Source organism: Chitinibacter bivalviorum (assembly GCF_013403565.1).
GTDB lineage: Bacteria > Pseudomonadota > Gammaproteobacteria > Burkholderiales > Chitinibacteraceae > Chitinibacter > Chitinibacter bivalviorum.
Window position 1 is genome coordinate 3,069,633 of record NZ_CP058627.1, and the last position, 26,995, is coordinate 3,096,627.

A 26,995-nucleotide genomic window follows, 5' to 3' on the forward strand; every position below is an offset into this window, starting at 1 on the left:
TTCATCTTCTCCGGTTAACGCTGAATCATTTTTGGTCTGTATTCGGCCACATAAAACTCGCCCTGCTGCTGGTAGATTACTTTGCCGGTTTTGGCTGCCATACCACCTTGGCTAGGAAACAAAACATCCATGCACTGAATCCCGCCAGTGCCTTGCGTAAATACACGATACAGCACACCCTTGCTGCCTCGGTAGGTGTTCACATTGGGCTTGGCGGTAATATCAGGCTTGGCTGTTTTGCTCTTTTGCGGATCGTAATCAGCATAAATTTTAAATTCTGGCAATTTAGCGGGAGCCGCTGAATCGTTTAGCACGGCAACATGGTTCAGCATTAGCAAATTACCATTCAGAGTGTCATGCCATGAGGTGTCATATAAGCCCTTGAGGTAATCGCTTGTGGCATAGGCTTTGCCATCTTTGAGCGACTTCACTGCGCCAACGGAGCGTGGGCGATCCTTAATGCAACTCGCTAATACGACTGCGTCATTGGCATAAGCTTTGCTGATCAAGGAAAAACCAGCCTCTTCTTGAATTAATGTCCCCGCGTCCACTTGCGCATTTGCAAGAGAAAGCGGCTGCCCGCCAAAATTTATACCTTTGGTATTGGCGTTTGCTGGTGTAGTGGTTTTATTCGCGGTATTGGTGGCGGGTTTACTGCTGCCTGCCACTGTTGGCGTAGAGGCTTGTGGGCTGCTCTGGGCACTGTCAGCGACAACATCAGGCTTGCTTTTCATTTTCGATCCCGTTTTGGTCGATGCGAGATTCGTGGGGGCTTTTTTGCGATCCGCGCTATTGACCGCTTGCGTGTCTACGGGGCGGTAGTACTCATGCTTCGGTTTGCGTGCTTCAAGATATTTCTGGAAGTTGGCTTCTCCGGTGATTTCAACGAGCTCAACGCGGCGATTTTGTGCGCGGCCGGCTTCAGTACGGTTGTCTGCTTGTGGTAAGGTTTCTCCCGCGCCTTGGAAGTAGAGTGTGGCTTCATCGATACCGTGCTCTTTGAGAAACTTGGCGACCGCTTTGGCGCGTCGCTCTGACAAGTTGGCGTTGTACTCTGTGTCACCGACATCGTCAGTGTGACCGATGAGTAATAATTTCTTCTGTGCTGCAGTGGCTAGATAGGCCGCTTTTTCTTTTTCATTTGTGATTTGCTTGGCAACTAGTTTCGGATTGTAGGTATCTGCAATCGCAGCAAAATATTGCTGTGCTTTGGGTGTGAGCTGATCTGAGTTAGTTTCAAAATGACCGATACCATTTTTCTCGCCCAAAGTGACGGTTAAGCCCATGGACTGATCTTTAGTGTCGTTCCCGCCATTTTCGATCACTTCACCATTGGCATTGACGGTGGCCATATTCAGCTGCAAGTCATATTGCTTCGCAATTTTGGATAATTCGCAGCGCTTTTTATCCATGTCTGCTCCGATCAGGCCGCCTAACGCTAGGCCCGCCAAGCCCGCACCGATGACGACCCCGGTTTTTTTATCGCCAAGGAAATAACCGGCAGCGGCTCCCGCTACGCTACCAATGACTAAGCCCCAGTTGCGTGCGTTGTTTGAGCAAGGGTCGTCGCTGGCGAAAGCTTCTTTCAGCGGATTGCTAGCGCCTCCATTTTGGGGGCTGGCGCAGCTGATTAGTGAAAGGCAAATGGCAAGTGAGATGGTGTTTCTTACGAAAGGCTTTTCAAGCATGGCGAATTTCTTTTGTAAATAAGTTGATAACTTTATTTTTTGTAAATATTCATGTCAATTTGGCAATGACAATATTTGCGTAAGTGTTGTTTTATGCTTTTCGCTGCGGAGGGTATTTTTCGTTGCTCATAGCTTACTGAGTGATTGTAAATCACTACGGTACGAGGCCATCGGCGTAGGGCACGAGTGCCGAGCATGCATCTTGGCGAGGCTTGACGAGTGCTTTATCCACGTTACTACTGTGTATTTATGCATCTTTCCCAGCGTAGCCATCTATTAAGCTGGTGGGCTTCTTGCTGAGGTTTTTATGACAAAAATATCTAAATTTGCTGCCGCCGCGTTGTTTGTGGCGTCTGGGGCGCAAGCTGGTTCATTATCGACATCATTGGGTGAGTCGTATCTAAGCGTCGATTTCAATCACCAAATCGCCCCTGCGATCAGTATTACTGCGGGTGTGCTGAGTAATTTTGATCAGGACCATACGCTGGCCAGCGTTGGTCTGGGCTACAGTTTGCCGCTGGGCGCGGCCAACCTGACGGTGGGCGGGCGGGCTAACTGGTTGAGCATGGATCATCACAGCAATGAAATGACTTTGTCGCTGGGCGGTGATTTGCAAATTCCAGTCGGGCAAAACGTGGCTTTGTATGGCAGCGCATACTGGGGGCCGTTTGCCACCGGCGATGTGGATGCGAGCTTTGATGGGCGTGTCGGCGTGAATTGGCGCTTTATGAAGTCGGTGGGTTTGGATGTAGGCTATCGCTATTCGATGGTGGAATATGACAACGGCCATGAGCACGAGTTGGCCAATGGCGTTTACGCTGGTGTAAATGTGATTTTCTAGGGTATTGCTCTAAACATTAATTATTAATTTGTTTATATGGCTATACATGGTGATGTATTTTCAAAGCGTCGCCAAATTTCAAAGCCTGCGCTTGCGCAGGCTTTTTGCATGCCAGCTTGATTGCTCACGCTACTCAGAACGATGTCTCACTTTCCTTCAAAGGAAGACGGGTGAAATATTAATCTAGGTCGAATCGGTGGCATTTCTTCATTCTCACTTCATGCAGACGGTGTAATGTGTCGGCGCAGGGGAATCCCCTAAAATAGCTAAAAACAGGTGGGAAAGAGATGAAAACGATCGATCAAAGCATGGGCGACGAGCACGAACTCGATATGCCCGAGCGCCATAAAGCGGCGCAACGCAGCACGTGGGTCAGCGTGGTGGTGAATGTGGTGCTGACCGCAGTGCAGGTGGTGATTGGGATTTTCTCGGGCTCGCAAGGTTTGATTGCCGACGGTATTCACTCGCTATCGGATTTGGTGTCCGATTTTGTCGTGCTATTTGCGGGGCACCACAGCAAGCGCGAAGCCGACGAAGACCATCACTATGGTCACTATCGCTACGAAAACGCGGCATCCTTAGTATTAGGTGTGATTTTGCTCGCCGTGGGTGGTGGCATGTTGTGGGCGGCGCTGCAAAAGCTGATCGAGCCGCATTTGATTCCGCAAGTCCACGCAATTGCGCTGTGGGTGGCGCTGGGCGCGCTGATTTCCAAAGAATTGTTATTCCGCTATATGTTGGCTGTAGCGCAGCGCGTGCGTTCGAGTATGTTGGTGGCCAACGCTTGGCATGCCCGCTCGGACGCGGCTTCTTCCCTCGTCGTCGCTTTGGGGATTATCGGTAACTTGCTCGGCTATCCATTGCTCGACCCTGTGGCGGCTTTGATTGTGGGCTTGATGGTCGGCCGGATGGGCTTTTCGTTTGCGTGGGATGCGCTGCACGATTTGATGGATCGCGCGGCCAAACTCGAAGAAATCGAGCAGATTCAAGAGATCTTATTGGCAACCCCGGGTGTGCTGGGCTTGCACGATTTGCGTACGCGCAAAACCGGCGATCTGATTATTGTCGATGTGCACTTGGAAATTAAGGCCACGATGACGGTGGCCGAAGGGCATGATATTGCGCTGGCAGCGCGCAATCGCGTGATGGCCAGTTTGCCGGTGCTCAATGTCATGACGCACGTAGATCCGGTGCAATAGGGGCGAGGTGTTGTGCATTCAGGGCTGAGCAGTGCTCAGCCTGAAGCGAGCAGGCAAAAGGCGCTAAGATAGGCGACTGTGAATTCCCCCATTCTGGATAGACCCACCATGAAACCATTGTCGTCACGCCATTGCGAAATTGCCGCTTTGGGAATCAGTGCCGTTGTGCTGCTGGGTGTCGTCTTGCTGCATCTGGTGTCGGCACTATTGGCGGGCGTCGCGACGTTTTTGATTATCCACGCCATCGCCAAACTTACCACGGGACGCATCCCGCATCATTGGGGCAAAATGGTAGCGGTGGCATTGATCGCGACTTTGGTCGTCGTGGCATTGGTGGTGGGGGTGTTGGGCTCGATCGCACTATTCAAATCTGAAGCTGGCTTTTTGGGCCTGATGCACAAAGTGGTCGAGATCATCGCCTCGGTGAGCCAGACCTTGCCGCCATGGCTCGGTAGTAATCTGCCAACCAATCCTGAGGATCTACAGCGCTTGGTGATTGCTTGGTTTCATTCGCATTCGCCCGAAGTTCAGCTGGCTGGTAAAAGCATAGGCTTGGCGTTTGCGCATACGCTGATCGGCATGATTATCGGCGCAATGCTGGCGTTTCATCAGGTCGATCAAAGCGTAGATCGCGCGCCTTTGGCCGCGGCACTGTATGAGCGCGTGCGCTGTTTTGTGGAGTCATTTCGCAAAGTGGTGTTTGCGCAAATCCGTATTTCAGCCATCAATACCGCCCTGACGTCGATCTATTTGCTGCTGGTGCTGCCCGCCCTAGGGATGCCGTTGCCGTTTACCGATGTGATTATCGTCGCGACATTTTTGCTGGGTTTGCTCCCTGTGATTGGTAATCTGCTGTCCAACACCATTATCGTGACGGTGAGTTTGTCCAAGTCGGCCGAGGTGGCGCTGGGCTCGCTGGCTTTTCTGGTCATTATTCATAAGCTCGAATATTTTCTGAATGCCCGCATCGTCGGCGGGCAGATCAAGGCCAAATCGTGGGAGCTGCTCTTGGCGATGCTGGTGATGGAGGCGATGTTTGGCCTGCCGGGCTTGGCCATTGCGCCCATTTATTACGCCTATCTCAAAGCGGAACTCAACGCGCGGGGCTTAATTTAAGCGCCAGCGCTTGGCGGTGTATTTGGTTGAAACAAAAAAATGCGGCACTTGTTTTACAAGTACCGCATTTTTTCAGCCACTGGGCAAATGCCGTTTATTTGGCCTTTGGTGTTGATTGAAAGGGCTGCGCCGAATGGGCTACAGTATCGCCACTATCATCTACGACACCTTCTTGGCCTGAGCCATTGTTTTCTCTACTCACTGCCGCCGCCTCGGGGAAGATTTTCATCGGCCGGGTGCTCGCTAGCGAATGACTCATCAAATTTTATTAAGACCTTTGCTCGGTGGGTGAGGGCGAGATTGATCTCGCTTAAGTTCATTATTGACCCTGCTTTGCTGCAGTAGCGCTGCTTTCAGACTTAAAAACCGTTGAACGGTAGCCTGCGCCAACTGAGCACTCGCGCAGGCAAAATCCAGCGGCTGGCTCAATTCGTTTTGTTTAGACCTGCAATAAACACGGCAATGGGTTGAGGTTTGCCATACCAATAACCTTGGCCAAATTGAACGCCCATCGCTTGCAGGCGTTGCGCCTGACTTTCGTTTTCTATCCCTTCCGCGATCACTTCGGCGCCCACTGCACCGGCGATGGCGACAATTTCGGGGATTAAACTAGAACGCAATGAATCGTCTTCCATATCAAATACAAAGGAGCGGTCAATTTTCAAATAATCTGGCGATAGCCGCTTGACCGTACCGAGGTTGGAATACCCCGTACCAAAATCATCCACCGAGATCAGATAGCCTTCCTGGCGCAGCTTTTGTACATCGGCAAACAGGTCTTCGCTCACGCCGTATTCGGTGACTTCAATATTGAGGCCAAAACGCGGGTCTTGGAGCGGCTGCAGCAAAGTGGATAAGCGTTGGTGCGTAATGTTTTCAGGAAAATAGTTTAACGCCACTTTAAACGGCTGCACGGTATTGGGCGGCAGGTATTGCTGTAGTTCGCTCATCGCCTTTTGGCTGACGGCGGAATCGAGCGCCCAAGTCAGGTTTTGCGCTTGAATTAGCGGAATGGCCTGGTCTGGAAAAATGATTTTGCCATTATCCTGTAGGCGCATTAAGACTTCACAGCCGCAAATTTGACCAGTACGAAGATCGATAATGGCTTGGTACATGCAGACGATATGCTCAGGCTGGCACAAGTCGCGAATTCTGAAACTGAGTAAATTGAATTGATCGAGTTTGAGTTTGACAAAAAAGCCGACCAAAATACCGATCAGTGCGGCCAAAGCCAGCACTGACATCGTGATGATGCGGTTGTTAAGCAGCATCCCCCAAAGTGACACATAATTTTGTACAAAATATCCCGTCATGGGCACATTGCTGCCGACGACCATCCTTTGCCGTGACCAATCCAGTGTTGACCACTGCTTTAACTGATTTTTATAACGCTGCTCGGGTTGGTAGGGTTTAACTAATTCAATCGCAGAGAGGTTAGGTCTTGTCCATACCTGTGCAAACTGACCTCCTGCATCGGAGCGATCAAAGACCCAAATGGCATCAACACGGCTATCGTGCAGGATGTTACTTGATAGTTGATGATCAATTAATGCGGCAAAACGACCAATTACTACTAAATTCATTGCTTGTTTAGAGGTGCTTGACGCGGTTTGGACGGGGTATTCAAACCAACTTTTTTGTTCCGATAGCAGTAAATCTGGACGCGGTAAAGTGTGTGGTGCAGCTAAGAGCCCATCCGAAGTTAAGCAAATGAGTTGGTTTTGAGCATTAAGCATCCCAAAAGCTCTGACATAATGCTGCATTAACAATAGCTGCCGCATTATGGTCAATGTCTCTTGCGTACATACGTGCTCAATCTGAGCATCAAGTTGTTTTAGTGATTGGCTTAACTCCTGATTAATGTGTGCTAAGCGTTGGCTTGCATCAGCTTGTGCATTTTTAATTTCAATCTTTGTAATGTGTATTGAAATGATTGCGCTCACTAGCAATACCAGCAATGAACACCCTAGCCCAGCAATAGTGCTATTCAAATATGGGTGCTGAGCTAGTCCGCGATGTAATGATCGGAAATCCATCATCAATACCAGAGAGATTGAATTAGCTAATCATACATTGGGTGTAATGATAATACTTGCTGATTCTATGCTTGGTTGTGCTAGTGGCGTCAGTTTGATGCTGCGATGGTTTGCTGGTGTGAAGTGACTGTTGCGGACGAAAGCATTGCTGATGGGGAGCCGCGTGGAGCACAACCTGATCAGGAAGGCTCCACGCGGCTGATCTACACCCTATCGCCTGAGCTAGAACATTAAGCGGCGACGCGAACGACGAGCTTGCCGAAGTTTTCGCCTTGCAGCAGGCCGATAAAGGCTTGCGGGGCGTTTTCCAGCCCTGCAACGATGTCTTCGCGGAATTTGATTTTACCCTGCGATAGCCAGATGCTCATCGCGCTGAAAAACTCGGGGTAGCGGTGGCCGTAATCGTCAAAAATAATAAAGCCCTGCATTTTGATGCGTTTTTTCAGCAAGGTGCCCATCAGCAAGCCAAGGCGATCGGGGCCGGCAGGCAGGTCGGTGGCGTTATAGCTGGCGATCAGGCCGCACACGGGGACGCGTGCGCCCACGTTCAGCAATGGCAATACCGCATCAAATACCGCGCCGCCGACGTTTTCAAAATACACGTCGATGCCCGCTGGGCAAGCGGCTGCCAATTGAGTTGCAAAGTCGGCATCTCGGCGGTCGATGCAGGCGTCAAAACCCAACTCTTCAACAACATAACGACATTTATCTTCGCCACCGGCAATGCCAACCACACGGCAGCCATGCAGTTTGGCGATCTGCCCCACGATTGAGCCGACTGCGCCGCTGGCGGCGGCAACGACCACGGTGTCGCCGGCTTTAGGCTGACCAATGTCGAGCAAACCCATATACGCAGTAAAGCCGGGCATTCCTAACACACCGAGCGCCATCGACGGCTGTGGCATATCGGCGGCGAGTTTATTCAAGCCTGTACCATCAGACAGTGTGTAGTCTTGCCAGCCGCTGTAGCTGAGCACCAAGTCGCCCGCTTGATAATCAGGGTGTTGCGAGCTTTCAACGCGGGCAATGGTGCCGCCGACCATGGGTGTGCCCAAGGCAACGGGTGGTGCATAGGAGGGGGCATCGCTCATACGGCCACGCATATACGGGTCTAGCGACAGATACGTCGTGCGTAGTAACACTTTCCCTGCGGCAGGCGTAGGAATGGGCGAATTTACTAACTCGAAATTATCTGCTGTCGGTGCGCCGATTGGGCGTGATTTGAGCAAGATTTGGCGGTTGGTCGTGGTGGACATGAAGACCTCGGGTGTCGGGGTGGCTGAATAGCTATTTTCATGGGTATATGGCTAAAGATATTATTGGTAAATATCTACAGCCATATACCTTATTGATGGCGCTTAAAGCGCAGCAGTCAGGATTTGACGGCTGACGTTCAGATCAACATCTTGGCCTTCACCCAATTGGGTCATGCCGTGTTTTTCCAATTGATTCACCACGGCATCCACTGCTTCTGTGGCCAAGTCGTAATCGCTTAAACGCGTTTGAATCCCCATCGCTTCAAAGAACGCTGCGGTTTTCGCAATCGCCGCATCAATGCGTGCATCGTCTGTGCCTTCGGTGATGTTCCAAACTCGCTCGGCGTATTGCAGCAATTTGGCGCGTTTACCTTCACGGCGCACATTCAGGCTGGCGGGCAAGACAATCGCCAAAGTGCGCGCGTGGTCGATGTCGTACAGCGCCGTCAGCTCGTGACCGAGCATATGCGTAGACCAATCTTGCGGTACGCCCGCGCCGATTAAGCCGTTCAACGCTTGCGTGGCAACCCACATCAGATTGGCGCGCAAATCGTAGTCGTTTGGGTTTGCCAAAACTTTGGGGCCGATTTCGATCAGCGACAATAGCAAGCCTTCGGCAAAGCGATCTTGCACCATGCCATTGGCCGGATATGTCAGGTATTGCTCGATGGTGTGAACATAGGCATCCACGACGCCATTGGCGATCTGGCGCGTTGGCAATGTGAGGGTTTTGGTCGGGTCGAGAATCGAGAATTGTGGGAAAACATGCGCGCTCATAAAGGCCAACTTGCTGTGAGTTGCCTTGCGGGTAATCACCGAGCCTTCATTCATTTCCGAGCCTGTCGCTGGCAGTGTTAATACAGTACCGAATGGCATGGCGGCTTTCACATTGCGTCCATGGGTGATGAGAATATCCCATGGCTCGCCGTCAAATGGTACGGCAGCAGCGACAAATTTAGTCCCATCAATCACCGAGCCGCCACCTACTGCGAGCAGGTAGTCGAGTTTTTCCTTGCGGATGAGTTCAACGGCACCCATGAGAGTTTCGTAGCTCGGGTTCGGCTCGATACCGTTAAATTCATGTACTTCACGCGCGCCCAGCGCCGCGCGCACTTCGGCCAATGTGCCGTTTTTACGCGCACTTTCGCCACCGAGCAAAATCAGCACGCGCGCATCGGCGGGAACCAGCTGATCGAGTTTGGCGATGGTGTCGGTACCGAAAACGATTTTAGTCGGGTTATAAAATTCAAAATTGAACATACTGTATTTCCTTTATTAGACCAGTCGGCTAGTAGGTGAGTAAAAAATAGATCGCTTGCATAAAGCGATCTTGTTTTGAGGCTAAAAAATTACTGCGTGTTTAACTGCAAAATCGCCAGCGTGCTTTGCATCGCGCAGCTTAAAGAACTATTGTCGCGTCTCACTTTCGCTAGCAAGGTGGCGCCCAGCCACATTTGGTACAGCGTCTCGGCGGCATGCTCGGCATCGAGCGTGGCCTCGAGCGAGCCATCAGCAATACCCTCGCTAATGCATTGCGCCAGACGCGCGATCAATTGATTGGTACCACGGCGCAGGCTTTCCCGCATCGCTTCGGATAAATCGGAAACTTCACCCGCCAGTTTCACCGTGAGGCATTTTTCTTCGCAGCAATCACCGGCTTGGGTTTCCAGCCAGCGCGTCCAGTATGCGACCATCCGTTCGGCCGCACTGTGCGTATTGGGGGCGAGCATCAATTCAAGGCGACCAAAATAGTCGTCAAAGTAAGAGTCGAGCAGCGCCGCGCCAAAGGCATCTTTGGATTTGAAATAATGGTAAAACGAGCCTTTGGGCACATTGGCGGCGGTCAAAATCTCGTTCAAACCCACGGCAGAAAAACCTTTGCCGAGGATGATGGGTTTGGCCACGTCCAGAATGTGCTGGCGCATCGAGTGGGTATCGCTAGTCATGGGCTGCACTATAACTGCAACTAGACCAGTCGTCTAGTGTATTTGTACCTATCTACACCGTGCTGGGTATAATTTGACGCTGTTGCCCGTTTTCGGTGGCTTGGGCGCTGGCCAATTCGCGCTCCAAGATGGTTTCAAGCGCTTTAAAACAAGTTTCATCAATGGCATTACCCACCATGCCCCGCATGATTTCCAGTGTGCGTTCGGGCGAATTGGCGGCGTGGTAAGGGCGTTCGGCGCTGATGGCATCGAAAATATCGGCCACGGTGATAATGCGTGTTTCCAGCCGGATGTCATTGGCGCTCAGCCCTCGGGGATAGCCACGACCATCCAGCCGTTCATGGTGCGCTCCAGCGACAAAGGCCAAATCAGCAAATTGCGCGATTTTGCCCAAAATTTCCTCGCTTAAACGCGCGTGCTGTTGCACGGCACGAAACTCTTCGTCGCTGAGTTTGCCAGGTTTTTCCAAAATGCTGCTACTGACGCCGAGTTTACCGACATCATGCAAAAGCGCCGCCCGTTTGATCCAATTGCATTGCTGCGGGCTCAGCTTGAGTTCGTGGGCGATTAAGTCGGCATAAAACCCGACGCGTTCGCTGTGACCGGCGGTGAATGGACTTTTGGCATCCACCACCTGACCAAACGCCGATGCAATTTCATCCATATATTGATCATCAAGCGGTACAGTAAATTGGGCGGGTTCTAATTTGAGCACGGCCTGTGCAATATTTGGATCGGTCAGCCCCTGCCAAAAGGCAGCATCGCTTGCAACGACTTCAAAAGCGGCGACCAACTGAGGATCAAACCATGACTCAGAGCGAAGTCGAATTTCAGCCAGCGCAGCCTCTTGCCCATGCGAGAAATGAAAGACATCGATAATCTGCGCGAGCAAAGCGATGCGGGCATTGAGTGGAATATTTTCGCCACGAAGACCCTCTGGTCGTCCGCCACCATTCCAATGTTCGTCAAGCGAATGAACGCCCAGCACCACCGATTCAGGAAAACGCAATTGCCGTGCTATTTTTGCGCCGCGATCACAGCGAGTCTGAATTAACTCTTGAGCTATGGCATCGCCGTTACGCATGATATTGAGAATGGATGTCAGGCGTTTACTCCAGCTTTCATTTTTGCCTGTGTGCTCAAAAACAAAGCCAAGTACCTGCGATAGATTCGAGCCGACCAATTTGAAGTCGCGCTTGAAGCTTTGGTCATCGGTGAGATAAAGCTCACAGATTCGGGCCGCATTGCTGCTGCAGCCCAAGTCTTTGAGTAAGAGGGTGTAATACAAGCCCCAAATGGCTTGCTCACTGAGGCCGATTTGTCGCCCGATATGCACGCCAATCCAGCAGCAGCGTACACAATGCCCTTCTGGTTGGCCTTCGGTCATATCCAAGGCGTAAGACAAAGAGCCTAATAATTCTGCCAGCTTTAAGGTTTCGCTCATAATCGATTCGCGATATAAGGGATAACTTAGCATAGACAAAAATCGCGTCGCGAGAATACGCGAATGAGGTGATGCCGATTTTACTGGCTCTTGAGAGCAAGTCAGGCTATATCCTGTTCATAAAGGAGAGCTGCAATGACCCCAGAACAAGCACAAAAAACGATGCACGACTTGCTGCGCATGATGATTCAACATAAAGCATCCGATTTATTTATCGCCGATGATTTTCCGCCTGCGATGAAAATCAACGGCAAAATGACCCCCGTTGGTCAGCAAAAGCTCAATGCCGTCGCTACCCGGGCCTTGGCCTACGCAATTATGCGACCCGATCAGAAAACCGAATTTGAGGAAGAATTCGAATGTAATTTTGCGATTAGCCCCGAGGGGATAGGGCGTTTTCGCGTGAATGTATTTATGCAGCAAGAAAAAGTCGGCATGGTGCTGCGAACGATCACCAGCAAGATCCCCAATTTTGATGAAATGGGACTGCCCAAAGTTTTAAAAGAAGTGATGATGAGTAAGCGCGGCCTAGTGCTGCTCGTCGGAGGGACGGGCTCGGGCAAATCGACGACGATGGCGGCGATGATTGATTACCGCAATGAACACAGCCACGGTCATATCATCACGATTGAAGACCCTGTTGAATATCTGCACAAGAACAAAAATTGTTTGGTGACGCACCGTGAAGTCGGGCGCGATACCAAGGGCTGGTTTAATGCGCTGAAAAACACACTGCGTCAGGCTCCTGATGTCATTTTGATCGGCGAAATTCGCGACCGCGAAACGATGGAATACGCGATGAATTTTGCTGAAACGGGGCATTTGTGCATGGGTACGCTGCACGCCAATAGCTCAAATCAAGCCTTAGAGCGCATTGTGAATTTCTTTCCCGAAGAGCGTCACCCACAGTTGTATATGGACTTGTCGCTCAATATGCGCGGCATTATCTCGCAGCGCTTGGTACCCACGCCGGATGGCAAAGGGCGCTGTGCGGCGATTGAGATTTTGCTCAATACGCCTTTGGTCGCCGATATGATTTTCAAAGGCGACGTAGGGGGAGTGAAAACCGCGATGCAAAAATCGCGTGAGCTGGGCATGCAGACTTTTGATATGGCGCTGTTTGATTTGTATGAAGCGGGCAAAATCAGTATGGAAGAGGCGCTGAAAAATGCCGATTCGCTCAATGAGCTGCGCCTGAATATCAAACTCAATAGCCAACATCATCGCAAGGAAGAACACAGCAGCGGCTTGGATCATTTGTCGCTGGAAGTGCATGAGGAGCCAGTCGTCGAGATGGTAGAGGATGCGGCGGAGAACTCTGCGGGCTAATCCGCATCATTAGATGAGCGTCAAATAGAGAGTTTGAATCAGCCTTGTGATGCCAGCCGTTTCCCTTGGTATACGTGAGCGAATGAAAAAAAGGTGTATGGATCCATACACCTTTTTTTAACGCGTCGCTGATTAATTAGAATGGCATCGGGATATAACGGAATGGATGCGGTTCTTTATCAGTTTTGGCCTCAGGTTTGCGTTTGGGTAGCTTGATTTTGGCGTGCGGCAGCGCTTCATAAGGGATCTGTTTCAAGATATGGCTAATGATATTGAGGCGGGTGCGCTTTTTATCATTGGAAATCGCGACATGCCATGGGCACCACACCGTGTCGGTGTATTCCATCATGCGGTCACGCGCCTTGGTGTATTCATCCCATTTTGTGAAGGATTTCAAATCCATCTCGGTCAATTTCCACAATTTGCGACCATCTTCGATGCGATCTTGCAGGCGGCGGGTTTGTTCTGCCATGTCGACATCCAGCCAGTATTTCAAAATCGTCACGCCCGATTGAGTGATGTACTTTTCCATCAACGGCGTGATTTCTAAAAAGCGATCGGATTGCTCTTCTGTACAAAACCCCATGACGCGCTCTACACCTGCGCGGTTGTACCAGCTGCGATCAAAAATCACGATCTCGCCGGCAGAGGGGAATTGCGCAAAATAGCGCTGCATATAGAGCTGTGTTTTTTCTTTGTCGGTGGGCGCGGGCAGGGCGACTACGCGGAATACGCGTGGGCTAACGCGCTCGGTTAGGGCCTTAATCGTGCCGCCTTTGCCGGCTCCATCACGACCTTCAAAGACGATGATGATTTTTTGCCCTGTTTGCTTTACCCACAATTGCAGCTTAACCAGCTCGATTTGGAGTTTCTTCAGTGCTTTGGCGTACTCTTTATTCCCCATTTCGGATTGGGCGTGAACAGTTGTTTCGGCGTGCTGAGATTTCTTTTTGCTCATGGAATAGCTCCTTATGAAGCAAGTGGCGAAGGCGGATTTAGCTTGCCATCATGGGGTATATTCACATAATTACTTTGCTTAATTATCTTGGTGTGTATACATAGGTAGAGTATGTGAGCTGCGAGTGGGTCTAAACCAAAATCACTAGCATTAAACAATATTACTAATTAAGTAGGGGATGGGCAAGGCTGAAGTTGGCGTAAATCTGAGGCGAAAAAAAAGCACCAGTCTGAGCTGGTGCTTTTTGTTGGGGGGCAATGACTTAGACTAATTGACCATGGCATTGCTTGTATTTCTTGCCCGAGCCGCATGGGCATGGATCGTTACGGCCAACGCCTTGGAATTGGATTTTGGGCCCGCCTTCCTGATTCATCGCCGCCATAATCACTTCGCGAATTTTCTCTTCGTCACCGCTGGCCAAGACCGCTTCGATGTCTTCATGTGTAAATTGCATCGCTGATTCAGGGATTTCATGTTGCTCAACGGGCTGCACGTCTTCTGGGCCACGAATCTGCACCGTCATCACAATCTGCAATACATTGCGTTTGATTTGCTCTAGCAAGCTAGAGAACAGCTCAAAAGCCTCGCGTTTGTATTCTTGCTTCGGATTTTTCTGTGCATAGCCGCGCAAGTGAATGCCTTGACGCAGATGATCCAGTGCCGACAAATGTTCGCGCCAGTATTGATCCATATGTTGCAGCAACACCGAGCGTTCGAAATTGCGGAAGTTGGTTTCAGTCGCTTGTTCCACTTTCGAATCGTAAGCTGCTTTGGCCGCGGCTTGAACGCGCTTTTTCATCTCTTCGATAGTCAGCGTCGTTTCATTTTTGATCCAATCCTGAACATTCACGCCCACATGCAATTCGGCCAGCGCGCGTTCCAAACCTTCGGCATCCCATTGCTCTTCCATTGTATCGGCAGGAATGTAGATGTCGAACAAATCAGACACATAGCTGTCACGCATGCCGCCGATGGTGTCGGCCACTTCTTCGCTTTCCAGAATCTCATTACGCTGGCCATAAATGGCTTTGCGCTGCTCGTTCGATACATCATCGTATTCCAGCAATTGTTTACGCATATCGAAGTTGCGACCTTCGACTTTGCGTTGTGCTGATTCGATGGCGCGTGAAACGATGCCCGCTTCAATTGGCTCGCCTTCTGGCATTTTCAGCTTGTCCATTACGTAAGCTACGCGATCACCAGCAAAAATACGCAATAGCGTGTCTTCGAGTGACAGGTAGAAACGGCTGGAGCCTGGGTCACCTTGACGGCCAGAACGGCCACGCAACTGATTGTCGATACGACGTGAGTCGTGGCGCTCAGTACCGATAATGTGCAAGCCACCCGCCGCCAAAACAGCGTCGTGTTTCACTTGCCATTCGGCTTTCAGCGTCGCGATTTGAGCGGCTTTTGCTGCTTCATCGAGTGATTCGTCTGCTTCAATTTGCTTGATTTGAGCTTCGATACTGCCGCCGAGCACAATATCCGTACCGCGACCGGCCATATTCGTAGCAATGGTCACCTGACCCAAGCTACCAGCTTGCGCGACGATCTGTGCTTCTTTGGCGTGGTGCTTGGCGTTCAAAACGTTATGGGCAATGCCTTCAGACGTCAAAATGCCAGAGAGCAATTCTGATTGCTCAATTGACGTCGTGCCCACCAGCGTTGGCTGGCCGCGCTCAACACACCCTTTGATGTCGGTGATGATGGCTTTGTATTTTTCGTTCGCAGTTTTGAACACCTGATCTTGACGATCGTCGCGGATCATTGGTTTGTTGGTCGGGATGATCACCGTTTCCAAACCATAGATTTGCTGGAATTCGTAGGCTTCAGTATCCGCAGTACCAGTCATGCCCGACAGCTTGCTGTACATACGGAAGTAGTTTTGCAGCGTGATGGTGGCCAGCGTTTGGTTTTCTTGCTGGATTTCAACGCCTTCTTTGGCTTCGACGGCTTGGTGCAAGCCTTCTGACCAACGACGACCTGACATCAAGCGGCCTGTGTGTTCGTCAACGATGATGACTTCACCATCCATAACGACATAGTGCTGGTCTTTTACAAACAATGAGTGCGCGCGCAAGGCGGCGTTCAAATGGTGAATTAGGCTGATGTGGGCTGCGGCATACAAGCTATCGCCTTCTGGCAACAAGCCCATTTGCGTCAGGATGGCTTCAACGTGTTCGTGACCAGCTTCAGACAGCAAGACGGTGTGGGCTTTTTCATCCACCCAGTAGTCGCCTTCGCCTTCTTCTTCGGTCTGGCGAACCAATTGTGCTGGAATGACATTCATCGCCTTGTACAGGTCGGTATTGTCATCGGCTGGGCCAGAAATAATCAGTGGGGTACGCGCTTCGTCGATCAAGATCGAATCCACTTCGTCGACGATGGCAAAATTCAAGGCTCGTTGCACGCGCTCATTGGGTGAAAACACCATATTGTCGCGCAGATAGTCAAAGCCGAATTCGTTATTGGTGCCGTAGGTAATGTCGCAAGCGTAGGCTTGTTGTTTATCTTCGTGCGCCATCTGACCCAAGTTCACACCGCAGCTCAGACCCAGGAAATTGAATAATTTACCCATTTGCGCCGCATCGCGTTGCGCCAGGTAATCATTCACGGTAATCACGTGAACGCCTTTGCCAGTCAGCGCGTTCAGGTAAGCGGCCAAGGTCGCCACCAGTGTTTTACCTTCACCCGTGCGCATTTCGGAGATCTTGCCTTGATGGTGAACCAAGCCACCAATGAGCTGTACATCAAAGTGACGCATGCCCAGTGTGCGTTTACCACCTTCACGACATACCGCGAATGCTTCAGGTAAGATTTGATCGAGCGTTTCGCCCTTGGTCAGGCGAGATTTGAATTCTTCAGTTTTGCCACGTAGCTCGTCGTCGGACAGCGCGGCCATGCTCGGCTCCAACGCATTAATCTGCTTGACGATGGCACCGTATTGTTTCAACAAACGGTCGTTACGGCTTCCAAATACTTTTTTCAGCAGATTCGAGATCATAGTGCTACCACGTGACGGCCTCGATCGAGGCTCAGTTTTTATTAAATAGACAAAGGCCAACGCCCACTTTTATTTGGGCTGACTGACCTTAGTTGGCTCCACCCTACCTGTTTTTCAAGGCTTACTTACTTGCTTGAGCATAGTTTGATTGACCCGCATCAAGAAAACGCAGTGGATTTTGCGCCACGCCGCGATAACGAATCTCAAAATGCAGGTGTGGGCCGGTTGAGCGACCTGTGCTACCAAGCAGCGCGACGTTTTGACCCACTTGCACCGTATCGCCAACTTTAACCAGTAATTTACTGGCGTGAGCATAACGACTGGTTAGATCTTTACCATGATCAAGCTCGACCATATTACCATATTGAGGGTGGTAAGCTGCATACACGACTTTGCCTGTGGCGGCAGCCACAATTGGCGTGCCAGTGTCGCCCTGATAATCGATTCCTTCATGGAAAACTTGGGTGCCGCGAAATGGATCAACGCGCCAGCCAAAGCTCGATGACTGCGGAGCAATCGCCAATGGGGCGTGGCGCGGCAGGAAAGAGGCGTCTGGCGTGATCAATATGGCTTCCGCCAAGGTCAGCTGATCGATCATCGCCGCCATTTTGACATCGGTGTCTTGCAATAAAGTACGCAAGCCATCGACAGCAAATGGTTTACCATCGTGCGCCAAACCGCCCTGCGGTGCAGCTTTTTGACTGAGAAACGGTTTAATATCAATGCCAGTTTTGTCGCCCACTCGGCTGGCCAGCCCATCGAGCCGGGTTAATTTAGCTTGCAGCTCACCCACTTGCACAGCGAGCGCGTCAATTTCATTCTGGCGAGCGTGCTGGCCGGGCATCATGCGCAATAGCGGCTCGACGCGGCTGGGTGCAAACAACATACCGAGGCCAAATGCGGCGGCGCCAATTAATAAGGTCAATGCCATGGCAAGCGCAGAGAGTTCGCGCGGCCCAAGCGAGATGGCCTTATCAAGACGGTGAGAGACCACAATGATATTCATTGGAATCCTTGTAAAATGAGTAAACACGCTAATTTTTCGCAGCTGGTTGAGGGCGACTATCAACTCAATCGTCTCGTCAAACAGCTCGATCAGCTCAATCACTTGCTGCGTATCGTGCAGTCAGTGCTGCCGCCCGAAATCGCGCGGGTTTGTCAGGGCACCGCCTGGGCGGGTAGCACCTTGCTGGTTGCTGTGCCCAGTAGTGCGGCGGCAACGCGTTTGCGTCAGGCCGAGCCCGCGATCATTGCTGCATTGGGACAGGCTGGGGTGCACGCTACCGCAATCCGTGCCAAGGTGCAAGTCGCGTTGCAACAGGGAAACCCGATGCAAACCAAGACCTTACGCATGACCGAACCCGCGAAGGCGGCGTTTTCCGAGCTAGAAACTCAGGTTGATGACCCCGAACTCAAAGCGGCATTGGCTAATTTATTACGTCATCACCTCAAGAAATAAGTCGCGGCGGGCGCGCTGGGCTTCACGCTCAGATCGCGGGCAAAAAAAACGGGCTCCTTGGTAGGAGCCCGATCAATCAGGGAGGAGATGAGCAAAATGCACACTTGCATTGCACACATACCATCAGAGTATGGGCGGGGGGCGTAGTTCCCAAGTCCGGGTGTGAATATTCACGCTGTGTGCACTGGGTGGCAAAGCCTGATTTTTCAGGCCAAACATCGCCGCAGCATAAACAAAAATTCATCGTTCCCTGCCGCCAATTACACCCTGCTTAAGCATATAATCGCGCCTTACTTAAACCTGCCCGAGTGCGACGATGGATCCGATTTTGTTATTTCATTCCCTGATTATGGGTTTGGTCGAAGGCGTGACCGAATTCCTGCCGATTTCATCGACAGGCCATTTGATCCTGACTGGCGATTTGCTCAATTTTCTGAGTAAAGAAAAACGCGATGTCTACGAGATCTTTATTCAGCTTGGCGCCATGCTGGCGGTGGTGTGGGAATACCGTGCAAAAATTGGCAAAACACTGGCTGGCGCGGGTAAGGCAGGCGGGGAGCGCAATCTGCTCTTGGGGATTATTGTCGCGTTTATTCCTGCGGCGATTTTGGGCAAATTGTTTTCCGAGCACATCAAAGCGGTGTTATTTAACCCGATTGCCGTATCGATCGCGTTTATTGTCGGTGGTTTGATTATTTTGTGGGCGGAAAAACGTCAGCACACAGTCACGATTGAAACGGTTGATGATTTAAGCCTGAAAGACGCGCTGAAAGTGGGTTTTTGCCAGTGTTTGGCGCTGATTCCCGGTACTAGCCGTTCGGGCGCAACGATTATCGGCGGGATGTTCTTGGGTCTTTCGCGCAAAGCGGCGACCGAGTTTTCTTTCTTTCTTGGCATTCCTACGCTGGGCGCGGCGTCGCTATATAGCTTGTTGAAACACCGTCATGTACTCGACAGCGCCGACATCGGCATCTTCGCCGTTGGCTTTATCTCGTCGTTTATCTTCGCGTTTTTCGCGATTCGCGCCCTGATCAAGTTTATCTCGACGCACACCTTTATCGTCTTTGCATGGTATCGCATTGCTTTCGGCTTGATCGTTTTGGCGACATGGCAGTTTGGCTGGGTGAACTGGGCGGCGTAATTTTTAGTCTTTTTGTCTTTAGGGGTATTGCTGCAAGAATCAATAAAGCATTTGATCTTGTGGCAATACCCCTTTGCATGTCTGCTCTGGCATCACAATTGCTTTTTTTATTATGACTTAATCCTTTCTATTAAATGACGAAGCCCCCTTGATCTAGCTTTTGTTCCGCCTTCATAATGCGAATAGCATTTGTGAGGTGATCATGAGTAAACAATGTTTGAAATGCGCTTATACGCGTCAGGCCAGTGATGCTGCTCCGAGCTATAAGTGCCCGCGCTGTGGTGCCATCTATGCCAAAGTCGAGGCCGCACGCCAGGCCGCACAGGTGCAGCAAACCACGCGCGCCAAGCAATCCGTTACCGAGCGACAACTGGCGCAATCGCAGCTGATCAATGTGATGAATGTGGCCTATTGGCTAGCGCTGGCGGCTGTGCTCTTCACGATGACGCTCTGTTTGCGCCAGTACTGGATGTCGTTTGTGCTGGAAATGAAAATCGCTTTTTCCCAAAACATTTTGGTGAAGCTGTTTGCCCTGAGCTTGCCGCACAGTGTTTTCTCGGCCTTTGCCTTGTTTTATGTGTTGTTGTCGCTGGCCTATCTGCTGTATCTCTATCCCAAGCGCGATGAGTTGGCTTATTCGAGTCTGAGTGAAAGTTATCGCTATTTCGTCAAAGCCTTTCGCTGTGGCACCTACTTTTTCCTGCCCGTACTGCTGATGTTACTGGCTGCCAAAGTCATTCCCTTGCTGCTGAGCGCTAGCTCAGCAGCCATCGCGCCCAGTGACGGCATGTGGGAAAACATCATCGTGTTTGCGCTGCTGGGTGGCTTTGTATTGCAGTGGATTTCGCTGATTTTGAGCTTGGTTTTTGGTGTGCCGATGCTGCTGTATTTGCTGAAAGGCTGGCGCTCACTCAATGAATTCAAACAGCAAGATGCTGAGCTGGCGATGGAAAACGCGAATTAATATTGCATGGGTATTGGTCTGAATGCATTTTTATTGTTTGAATGTAGATAAATACCTGCCTGGGGTAATATGAAAAAAATACTTTCGATTGGCATGGCGGCTCTCGCTTTGAACCTGAGTAGCAGTGCATGGTCGCTCAATATCGTGCCGCCCGGTGATCGCGATACGCAGTTGGATCGCTGGTCAAATCGGCCTGAAGAGCAGGTGGTGAAAATCACCACCGAAGCGCCACTCAACTGGAGCAAGCTTGATGTGAAAGTCTGGCGCCAGCCCAAGCCTGCTCCGTATGTGGTGCTATTGCACGGCTCGGCCTCAATTCATGAGAAAGGGCGGATTGAAGGTTGGTGGCGCAATGCGGATGACGTGCAAGCCTTGTTCTACAGCATGGGTTTTCACGTCGTGCAATTAACGCGTCGCGGCTATGGCGATTCGGAAGGTACGCGCAGTGAAGTATTCGCGAATAAGTCCGCGCACAGTGACAATGAATACACCACACTGCTGCTGAAGGATGCGGCCTTGGATGTCGCTCCAGTCTTGCAGTGGGCCAGCAAACAAGCCGATTTTCAGCCACAAGCAATTTTGGTCGGTCATTCATTTGGCGGTATTCTGGCATTGCACACTGCCGATTTAGCCCCTAGTGTCGTTGGCGTCATCGATATTGCGGGTGGACTGGGCTTTTTCAATCAGACTGAGCCAAGCAAGCAAGATCCCACTAGCCTAGCGGCGATTCTGGCCAATACCAAAACCAAAAAGCCCAATTTGCTGATCTACGCCAAGCATGACACGGTGATCGCTTATTCGCTCGGCGAAGCGATTGCTGCGCAGCAAGCCAAAATCAGCAATAGCACCTTGATTAGCCCCAAAACGCTAGAAGGGCGCGACCCGCATGCGGCGCTCATCATGGGGATGAATATCGAATTCTGGCAGGACGACGCCTATCGGTTTTTGCGCTCCCTGCCTTGATGATGGATCTTTGCGACGGGAGCGGGCATGAAGTTTTACGCTTATCTTGAAAGTACGCCGCTCGCCGAGCCAGCACTGCTCAGCGAAGTGACCTTGGTGGCCAATCCGCATGAGCTGCGCAAAATCGCTCGATTTCTCGAATTGGCCGCCGAGCAAATGACGCAGGATCCCGCCCAGTTTGAGCATGTTCATCTCAGTGATGTCGATCGTGATTTTACTGCTACGCCGAGTTTGATCGTCTTTAATCCGCAAGCGCTTTGAGGTGATGCAAGATGCCAAAGTTTAACCGTCAGACGCTGTTTGTTGGCTTAGGCATTGGCTATCTGGCGGGGTTTTGCGCTCAGCTGATCTTTGCAATTCTGCTGCTGCGCATGTCTTGTGAAAGTTTTGGCTGCATTGGGGTCGGGATAGGCTGGATTGCTTGGGTGATTGCCTTTGCCTTCCTACTAGCATGTGGCGCAATCGCTCGTGCTCAATTGCAAGGCTATCCACGGTTAGCGGCGGCTTGCCGCCTAGGATTATGGCTACAAGCCGCGCAGGGGATCGGCTTGCTGGGCTATTACTTGCTACATACTGCCTGATGTATTGGCTTGAAGATAAATTAAAATAAGCCTCGGCGCGCCATACCTAATAAAAGCCCCGCTTTGCGGGGCTTTTGCATGATGAAGCCAGCGTGGCTGAAATTAGTTGGCCAACTCGATACGACGATTTTTCTGACGGCCCGTTTCGGTGTTGTTGTCGGCGATCGGCTGTTCTTGCCCCATGCCGACGGCAATTAACTGCGTGCCTTTGACCCCGTTTTGAATCAGGATCATGCGTACCGATTCTGCGCGTTGCAGAGATAATGTTTTGTTGGCCGCAGCGTCGCCCGTATTGTCGGTATGGCCGACAATCCGTACCACACGACCATCTTCAACGAGAAAGGTGGCGATTTCTTTCAATCGTTCGTGCGAGTTGGCGCTGACATCGGCGGAGCCAGTGGCAAATTCAATCGATTCGTTGAGCAAAACGCCGTCATTCCAGACGGCCAGTTGCGCATCGTCGGTGACAGTGACATTGCCGGTGACTGCGCTGCCGGGTTTGAACCAGTTACTCGCTCCGAGCTTGATGCCTTCGGCCAATTTGGCATTGCCGGCAACGCCGCTAAAATGGATGCCCGTGTCAGCCAATTTCAGATCAAAGGCGCTCAATTGTTTGAGGCGGGCAAAAATCTCAATCGGGCGAGCGGCCCACCAGAATGCAGGGGCGGTGGCGTCGACGGTGATTTGATCCACGATATGGTCTGGACCCCACAGCAAGCGCGCGGGTTTCAAGATGCGATTTTTACTGGCTTCATCCGCAACGCGGCCAGTGATGGTGACTTTGCCATCGGCCAATACCATGTGCAGATCACCGAGCACGAATTGTTCTGTCGCCGCACTGGCGGACGCGACGGCTGCGGGTTTGCTATTGAGCGAGGGGAGTAGTTTGGTCGAGAGCAAGCCTGCACCAATTGCAAGTGCTGCAAAGACTAAACCCGCGGATAAACCGATTTTTTCTTCCGTATTCAAAGACACTTACTGACTCCTTGTTATTTATTCTTGTAATGATGCCATAAATTGTGTGTGGTTGTTTTGTAATTAAACGCCGGTGTCATTGGTTTTGTGCTGTTGGCAGCACATCAAATCAGCTGCTTAGGTGTTTACGCTAGTTGCGAGCCGGATGCGCTTATAGCACACTGATTTTCCACTCTTTTGATGCATCCTTTATGACTTCGCAGCGTCGCCTTGGCATCTTTTTGATTATTTTGTCCGCCGTTGCTTTCGGCTGGATGCCGATTTTCGGTAGCTGGGCCTATCGTAGTGGCCTAGAGACGCAAAGCTTACTCCTGATCCGTTTCACCATTGCTGCAGCACTGATGCTGGCGGTAATGATGATCCGCCGTGCGCCGTGGCCACGCGGCAAGGTGTTGTATGGTTTGATGGCGATGGGCGGCTTGGCCTATGTCGGGCAGGCTTTTTGCTATTTTTCGGCTTTGCGCTATGGCTCGGCGGCGCTGGCGGCTTTGCTCTTGTATGCGTATCCCGTCATTGTGACTTTGGCATCGGCGTGGTGGTGGCGCGAGAAATTATCACGCCGCACGATGGCGGCTTTGCTGCTGGCTTGTTTTAGCTTGGTGCTGACGATAGGCCCTGCTGGCGGGCAATGGCTGGGGGTGGTGTTTGGCTTGCTGGCGGCGCTGATTTATTCGGCGTATATCTTGGCGGGCAGTCGGCTGACTCCGCTGGCGGGTGCATTGCCTGCGGCGACGGTGGTGATGATGTCGGCTGCGGCCAGCTTGTGGCTCACGACCTTGTATCATCCCGTGAGTTGGCCAGTTTCGACTACGGGTTGGCTGGCGGCAACCGCGATTGCGCTGGTGTCGACCGTAGTTGCCATTTTTGCTTTTTTGGCGGGAATGGATCGCTTATCGGCCAGCGAAGCATCGACACTCTCAACGCTGGAGCCGGTGGTGAGTGTGCTACTGGCAGCGCTCATTCTGGGTGATCATCTGACGCCGTTGCAGTTGGTGGGTGGAGTGGGTATTGTTATCGCAACCTTGCTGATTGCGCTTTCTCCGGCAATACCTGTGCCAGAATAAGTGGCGAATCGAAATAATCAGCTGTGGGGCATTTATCGACCTATGCTAAAGCCATCTTTCTGATGAGGTGGGTTTATGTCGATAACAGCGAGGCAGATTCAACTGGTGCAACACAGCTTTGCGCAGGTCGAGCCGATTGCGGCGCAAGCGGCCCAAATGTTCTACGCCAAGCTCTTTGAATATGCGCCACAAGTGCGGCCGCTGTTTAAAAAAGATCTGAGCGCACAGGGCAATATGCTGATGGCGACGATTAAAGTAGCCGTGCGCGGGCTCAATGATCTGAATTCGCTGGTGCCTGTTTTGCAGCAATTGGCCGAGCGGCATGTGAATTATGGCGTGAAGGCCGAGCATTACACGCCGGTGGGTAATGCGCTGCTCTGGACCTTAAAACAAGGGCTGGGTGAGGCTTGGACGCCTGAGTTGCGACAGGCGTGGGTCGATGTATTTCGCCTGATGGCGACGACAATGAAAGACCATGTGAAGTCAAACCAGGCTTGCTGATGCTTGCAAGCCTGCGGGTTTTATTTGCTTGGCATGGTTTGCATCAGCATATCGGCCTCGATGCTGCTAATGCTGGGGTCGGCGGCGATTTTGCTCAGGGTGTTTTGCAATACGTCGCTCGCTTGGGCTGGTTCGAGTTTGGCGATGTAATAGCCGCCGCCCAATTCGCGCTCATAACTCATGCCGAGTTGATATTGCTGCGCAAGCTGCTGAACCGCTTGTGCCACGTCGGTGGGTTTGGCTTTAAATTGAATAATCACGCGCTCGACTTTGGGAGTGCTGGGGCTGGCGACCGTGCTACTGGCGCAGGCGCACAGCGTGATGCAGGCCATCAGAATCATCAATTTTCGTAAAATGTGATTGCCAGTTGTGAACATCGCTTTTCCTTGGTACTGATTGTGCTCGTTCAATAAGCATGAACCCACCTGTGTGCTATCGCAATGGTGGGTTCATATCGGGTCAAACTACAACGGTTTATTTACGTTTTGCGGCTGCCGTGCTTGCCAGCCACGGGCCCCATTGAGTTGCGCCAGGCTGTTCGCCCATTGTCCACCATTTGGCGGTGTAGGTTTGGCCATTAAAGCTCACACATTTGCCACCCGTGTAGGCTACGCTGGCTGACCAAGCTGGGCAGCTTGGATTTGTCGGCGCAGTGCTTGGGGCTGGTGTCACCACTGGTGCGGTGCTTGGTTTTGGCGTTACAACGGGCGCAGGTGTTGGCGCTGGCGTTGTTGAACCGCCGGTGCACGCACCAATATCTTGCCATAAGTTCAAGCTGGCTTTGGGGTTCCAGTTTGCGCCTTTGTAGGCCACATGCGTTACGCGAGCACGGTAGTTACGGCCGTCAAACGTCACCATATCACCCGCTGCAAACGTGCCACCTTCAGTCCATGCTGTGTAGCAGCCTGCAACCGGTGTTGGCGCTGGTGTTACAACAGGAGGCACAGTTGGTTTGGGGGTTACTACCGGTGGGGTAGTCGGCGCTGGCGTGACAACGGGTGGCGTAGTTGGTTTGGGCGTAACCACGGGCTCAGTGTTATCACCCGCAGATTGTTTCGCCAAACGCACCGCTGCCGCCGCGTTCAAAATACCTGCGCCGCAATTGCTGGTGGTGCAACCGCCCGTTGCTGGGAAGGCTGTCGCTGATTGACGCAACAAACTCACTACGTCGTTGTATTTAAGCTTGGGGTTGGCGCTGAGCATCAAGGCCACGGCTGCCGCAACGTGCGGTGTCGCCATCGACGTGCCATTCATGCCGACATAGCCAAAGCCTGCTGGCGTTAAGTCGACACGGCTGGTGCTCAGATTCACGGTCGACGTGATGCGTGTGCTGCCATTGCCGCCAGGTGCTGCCAGCGTGATTTTGCTGCCGAAATTGGAATAGCTGGCTTTCTCGCCGGCTTTACCGGTGGCCGCAACGGTAATCACGTTCGCACAATTGGCTGGTGTCGCCAGGGATGCATCACGATTTTCATTACCACCCGCTACCACGACGATCGCGCCCGCGTTGGTCGCGTCATTAATGGCCGATTGATAGAAGCTAGGGCAAGTATTCGAGCTGCCGCCCAAGCTCATATTGATGACTTTGGCTGGGTTTGGATTGGGGATGCTGGGATGAATGCCAGCTGCCCAGCGAATCGCATCAGCAATATCAATCGCCGAGCCGCCGCCTTTACCCAAGGCACGTACTGGCAAGATTTTCGCGTTATAGGCGCCACCAATCACGCCCACGCCATTGTAGCCCAGTGCCGCAATCGTACCAGCGACGTGTGAGCCATGAAATGAGCTGGTTCCAGTGCGTTGGCAGACGCCATTGGTCACGTCAGTGCTGGTGCACCAATCGCCTTGATCGAGCGCGCCGGCGAACGGGGCAATCGTGCGTGAGCTGCTCGTCCAGTCGCAGCTGCCTGCGCGGTAGCAATCGGTAATAAAGGTATAGCCGGGGGATACAAAATTGCCGCCTGCAGGGCTCAACGTACCTAAGTCGGGGTGAGGTACCGCACCCGTATCGACGATACCGACCACAACGCCTTGGCCGGTAGAAAATTCCCAAGCTCCAATATAATCAGCACCATAAGTACTGCCTGGCAGCGGGGCTTGGAAGCCCCACAAAGAGCTCCAAAGGCTGTCATTCGGCTGGGCTACGCCCATTGGGTACATTTGAACGTCGGCTTCAACGGCTTCAAATTCGCCGCTAGCTTGCAATTTCTGGATATAGGCTTTGAGCTCGGCACCAGACAAACCTGTGGGCAATTGAATCACGTGTGACTGGCCATCACCCATCGTAAAGGCGTGCTTGCCTTTACCCGCGCTGGCGCTTTGTATGGTTTGAGCGATGTCATTTTCGCTCATGCTGCGCATCATTACGGAAGGTTTCATCCGTACGACGACGCGATCTATGGTTTCAGCCGAGCTGTGACCTGCCATCGCGGCCAGCGTGGCCGCAATGATCAAACTACTGTGTTTTACTTGCATTAGAGACCGTCTCCATCCTCGTTATATTCCCCAATCGACATCATCTTGGCGATGT

General features: G+C 51.8%; 25 protein-coding genes. 12 read left to right on the top strand and 13 right to left on the bottom strand.

Features of this window, described 5'->3' with window-relative positions; translation table 11 throughout:
• Positions 1-14 precede the first annotated feature (14 nt).
• Positions 15-1,688, bottom strand: coding sequence for an OmpA family protein (locus HQ393_RS14590; protein WP_179355952.1), 1,674 nt, complete (start codon positions 1,686-1,688; stop codon positions 15-17).
• 307 nt (positions 1,689-1,995) lie between these two features.
• Here HQ393_RS14590 and HQ393_RS14595 point away from each other — a divergent pair, with 307 nt between their 5' ends.
• From HQ393_RS14595 to HQ393_RS14605, 3 genes are all read left to right on the top strand, one after another.
• On the top strand, positions 1,996-2,529 hold the full coding sequence (locus tag HQ393_RS14595; RefSeq protein ID WP_179355954.1) for a YfaZ family outer membrane protein: 534 nt from the start codon (positions 1,996-1,998) through the stop codon (positions 2,527-2,529).
• Between the two features lie 287 nt (positions 2,530-2,816).
• A complete protein-coding gene (locus HQ393_RS14600) occupies positions 2,817-3,728 on the top strand; it encodes a cation diffusion facilitator family transporter (RefSeq protein ID WP_179355956.1) in 912 nt (303 codons plus the stop codon).
• 108 nt (positions 3,729-3,836) lie between these two features.
• The gene (locus HQ393_RS14605) at positions 3,837-4,844 is read left to right on the top strand and encodes an AI-2E family transporter (RefSeq protein ID WP_179355958.1); all 1,008 of its coding nucleotides are present in this window, start codon (positions 3,837-3,839) and stop codon (positions 4,842-4,844) included.
• Between the two features lie 94 nt (positions 4,845-4,938).
• Here HQ393_RS14605 and HQ393_RS17960 read toward each other — a convergent pair whose 3' ends face one another.
• From HQ393_RS17960 to HQ393_RS14630, 6 genes are all read right to left on the bottom strand, one after another.
• Positions 4,939-5,073, bottom strand: a complete 135-nt coding sequence (locus HQ393_RS17960; protein ID WP_281361467.1) for a hypothetical protein — start codon at positions 5,071-5,073, stop codon at positions 4,939-4,941.
• Between the two features lie 196 nt (positions 5,074-5,269).
• Positions 5,270-6,883 carry an EAL domain-containing protein gene (locus HQ393_RS14610; RefSeq protein ID WP_438833114.1) on the bottom strand — a complete coding sequence of 538 codons (1,614 nt, stop codon included), beginning with the start codon at positions 6,881-6,883 and terminating at the stop codon, positions 5,270-5,272.
• Positions 6,884-7,110: 227 nt separating this feature from the next.
• Complete coding sequence (curA, locus tag HQ393_RS14615) at positions 7,111-8,136, bottom strand: NADPH-dependent curcumin/dihydrocurcumin reductase (protein ID WP_179355961.1); 1,026 nt, start codon at positions 8,134-8,136, stop codon at positions 7,111-7,113.
• A 102-nt stretch (positions 8,137-8,238) separates the two neighbouring features.
• Entirely contained in the window at positions 8,239-9,396 is a 1,158-nt protein-coding gene (locus tag HQ393_RS14620; protein WP_179355963.1) for an iron-containing alcohol dehydrogenase, read from the bottom strand.
• Between the two features lie 89 nt (positions 9,397-9,485).
• A complete protein-coding gene (locus tag HQ393_RS14625) occupies positions 9,486-10,082 on the bottom strand; it encodes a TetR/AcrR family transcriptional regulator (RefSeq protein ID WP_179355965.1) in 597 nt (198 codons plus the stop codon).
• 52 nt (positions 10,083-10,134) lie between these two features.
• On the bottom strand, positions 10,135-11,526 hold the full coding sequence (locus tag HQ393_RS14630) for an HD-GYP domain-containing protein (RefSeq protein ID WP_179355967.1): 1,392 nt from the start codon (positions 11,524-11,526) through the stop codon (positions 10,135-10,137).
• A 135-nt stretch (positions 11,527-11,661) separates the two neighbouring features.
• Here HQ393_RS14630 and HQ393_RS14635 point away from each other — a divergent pair, with 135 nt between their 5' ends.
• Complete coding sequence (locus HQ393_RS14635) at positions 11,662-12,855, top strand: PilT/PilU family type 4a pilus ATPase (RefSeq protein ID WP_179355969.1); 1,194 nt, start codon at positions 11,662-11,664, stop codon at positions 12,853-12,855.
• Between the two features lie 136 nt (positions 12,856-12,991).
• On the opposite strand, the gene ppk2 is transcribed toward HQ393_RS14635, so the two are convergent.
• From ppk2 to HQ393_RS14650, 3 genes are all read right to left on the bottom strand, one after another.
• Positions 12,992-13,813, bottom strand: coding sequence for a polyphosphate kinase 2 (ppk2, locus tag HQ393_RS14640; protein WP_179355971.1), 822 nt, complete (start codon positions 13,811-13,813; stop codon positions 12,992-12,994).
• 262 nt (positions 13,814-14,075) lie between these two features.
• Entirely contained in the window at positions 14,076-16,817 is a 2,742-nt protein-coding gene (secA, locus tag HQ393_RS14645; RefSeq protein WP_281361468.1) for a preprotein translocase subunit SecA, read from the bottom strand.
• Between the two features lie 121 nt (positions 16,818-16,938).
• Positions 16,939-17,823 (bottom strand): M23 family metallopeptidase, encoded by an 885-nt coding sequence (locus HQ393_RS14650; protein WP_179355973.1) that lies wholly within the window; start codon positions 17,821-17,823, stop codon positions 16,939-16,941.
• Positions 17,824-17,838: 15 nt separating this feature from the next.
• Here HQ393_RS14650 and HQ393_RS14655 point away from each other — a divergent pair, with 15 nt between their 5' ends.
• The 6 genes from HQ393_RS14655 (at position 17,839) to HQ393_RS14680 (ending at position 21,925) form a co-directional block, all read left to right on the top strand.
• Positions 17,839-18,276: a DciA family protein gene (locus HQ393_RS14655; RefSeq protein WP_179355975.1), complete on the top strand. Its 438-nt coding sequence runs from the start codon at positions 17,839-17,841 to the stop codon at positions 18,274-18,276.
• A 316-nt stretch (positions 18,277-18,592) separates the two neighbouring features.
• Positions 18,593-19,417 (top strand): undecaprenyl-diphosphate phosphatase, encoded by an 825-nt coding sequence (locus tag HQ393_RS14660; RefSeq protein ID WP_179355977.1) that lies wholly within the window; start codon positions 18,593-18,595, stop codon positions 19,415-19,417.
• Positions 19,418-19,619: 202 nt separating this feature from the next.
• Positions 19,620-20,381 (top strand): hypothetical protein, encoded by a 762-nt coding sequence (locus tag HQ393_RS14665; RefSeq protein ID WP_179355978.1) that lies wholly within the window; start codon positions 19,620-19,622, stop codon positions 20,379-20,381.
• A 69-nt stretch (positions 20,382-20,450) separates the two neighbouring features.
• Positions 20,451-21,344: an alpha/beta hydrolase family protein gene (locus tag HQ393_RS14670; protein WP_179355980.1), complete on the top strand. Its 894-nt coding sequence runs from the start codon at positions 20,451-20,453 to the stop codon at positions 21,342-21,344.
• A 27-nt stretch (positions 21,345-21,371) separates the two neighbouring features.
• Positions 21,372-21,605, top strand: coding sequence for an Imm32 family immunity protein (locus tag HQ393_RS14675; RefSeq protein ID WP_179355982.1), 234 nt, complete (start codon positions 21,372-21,374; stop codon positions 21,603-21,605).
• Between the two features lie 11 nt (positions 21,606-21,616).
• Positions 21,617-21,925, top strand: a complete 309-nt coding sequence (locus HQ393_RS14680) for a hypothetical protein (RefSeq protein ID WP_179355984.1) — start codon at positions 21,617-21,619, stop codon at positions 21,923-21,925.
• A 102-nt stretch (positions 21,926-22,027) separates the two neighbouring features.
• Here the strand turns inward: HQ393_RS14680 and HQ393_RS14685 are convergent, their stop codons facing one another.
• Complete coding sequence (locus tag HQ393_RS14685) at positions 22,028-22,900, bottom strand: OmpA family protein (RefSeq protein ID WP_179355986.1); 873 nt, start codon at positions 22,898-22,900, stop codon at positions 22,028-22,030.
• A gap of 191 nt (positions 22,901-23,091) precedes the next feature.
• Between HQ393_RS14685 and HQ393_RS14690 the strand changes: the two genes are divergently transcribed.
• Positions 23,092-23,964, top strand: coding sequence for a DMT family transporter (locus HQ393_RS14690; RefSeq protein WP_179355987.1), 873 nt, complete (start codon positions 23,092-23,094; stop codon positions 23,962-23,964).
• Positions 23,965-24,039: 75 nt separating this feature from the next.
• Positions 24,040-24,465 carry a globin family protein gene (locus tag HQ393_RS14695; protein WP_179355989.1) on the top strand — a complete coding sequence of 142 codons (426 nt, stop codon included), beginning with the start codon at positions 24,040-24,042 and terminating at the stop codon, positions 24,463-24,465.
• A 20-nt stretch (positions 24,466-24,485) separates the two neighbouring features.
• Here the strand turns inward: HQ393_RS14695 and HQ393_RS14700 are convergent, their stop codons facing one another.
• Together HQ393_RS14700 and HQ393_RS14705 are read right to left on the bottom strand one after the other, a co-directional pair.
• Positions 24,486-24,842 (bottom strand): hypothetical protein, encoded by a 357-nt coding sequence (locus HQ393_RS14700; protein ID WP_179355991.1) that lies wholly within the window; start codon positions 24,840-24,842, stop codon positions 24,486-24,488.
• Positions 24,843-24,939: 97 nt separating this feature from the next.
• The gene (locus HQ393_RS14705; protein ID WP_179355993.1) at positions 24,940-26,940 is read right to left on the bottom strand and encodes a S8 family serine peptidase; all 2,001 of its coding nucleotides are present in this window, start codon (positions 26,938-26,940) and stop codon (positions 24,940-24,942) included.
• Between the last annotated feature and the right edge of the window lie 55 nt (positions 26,941-26,995).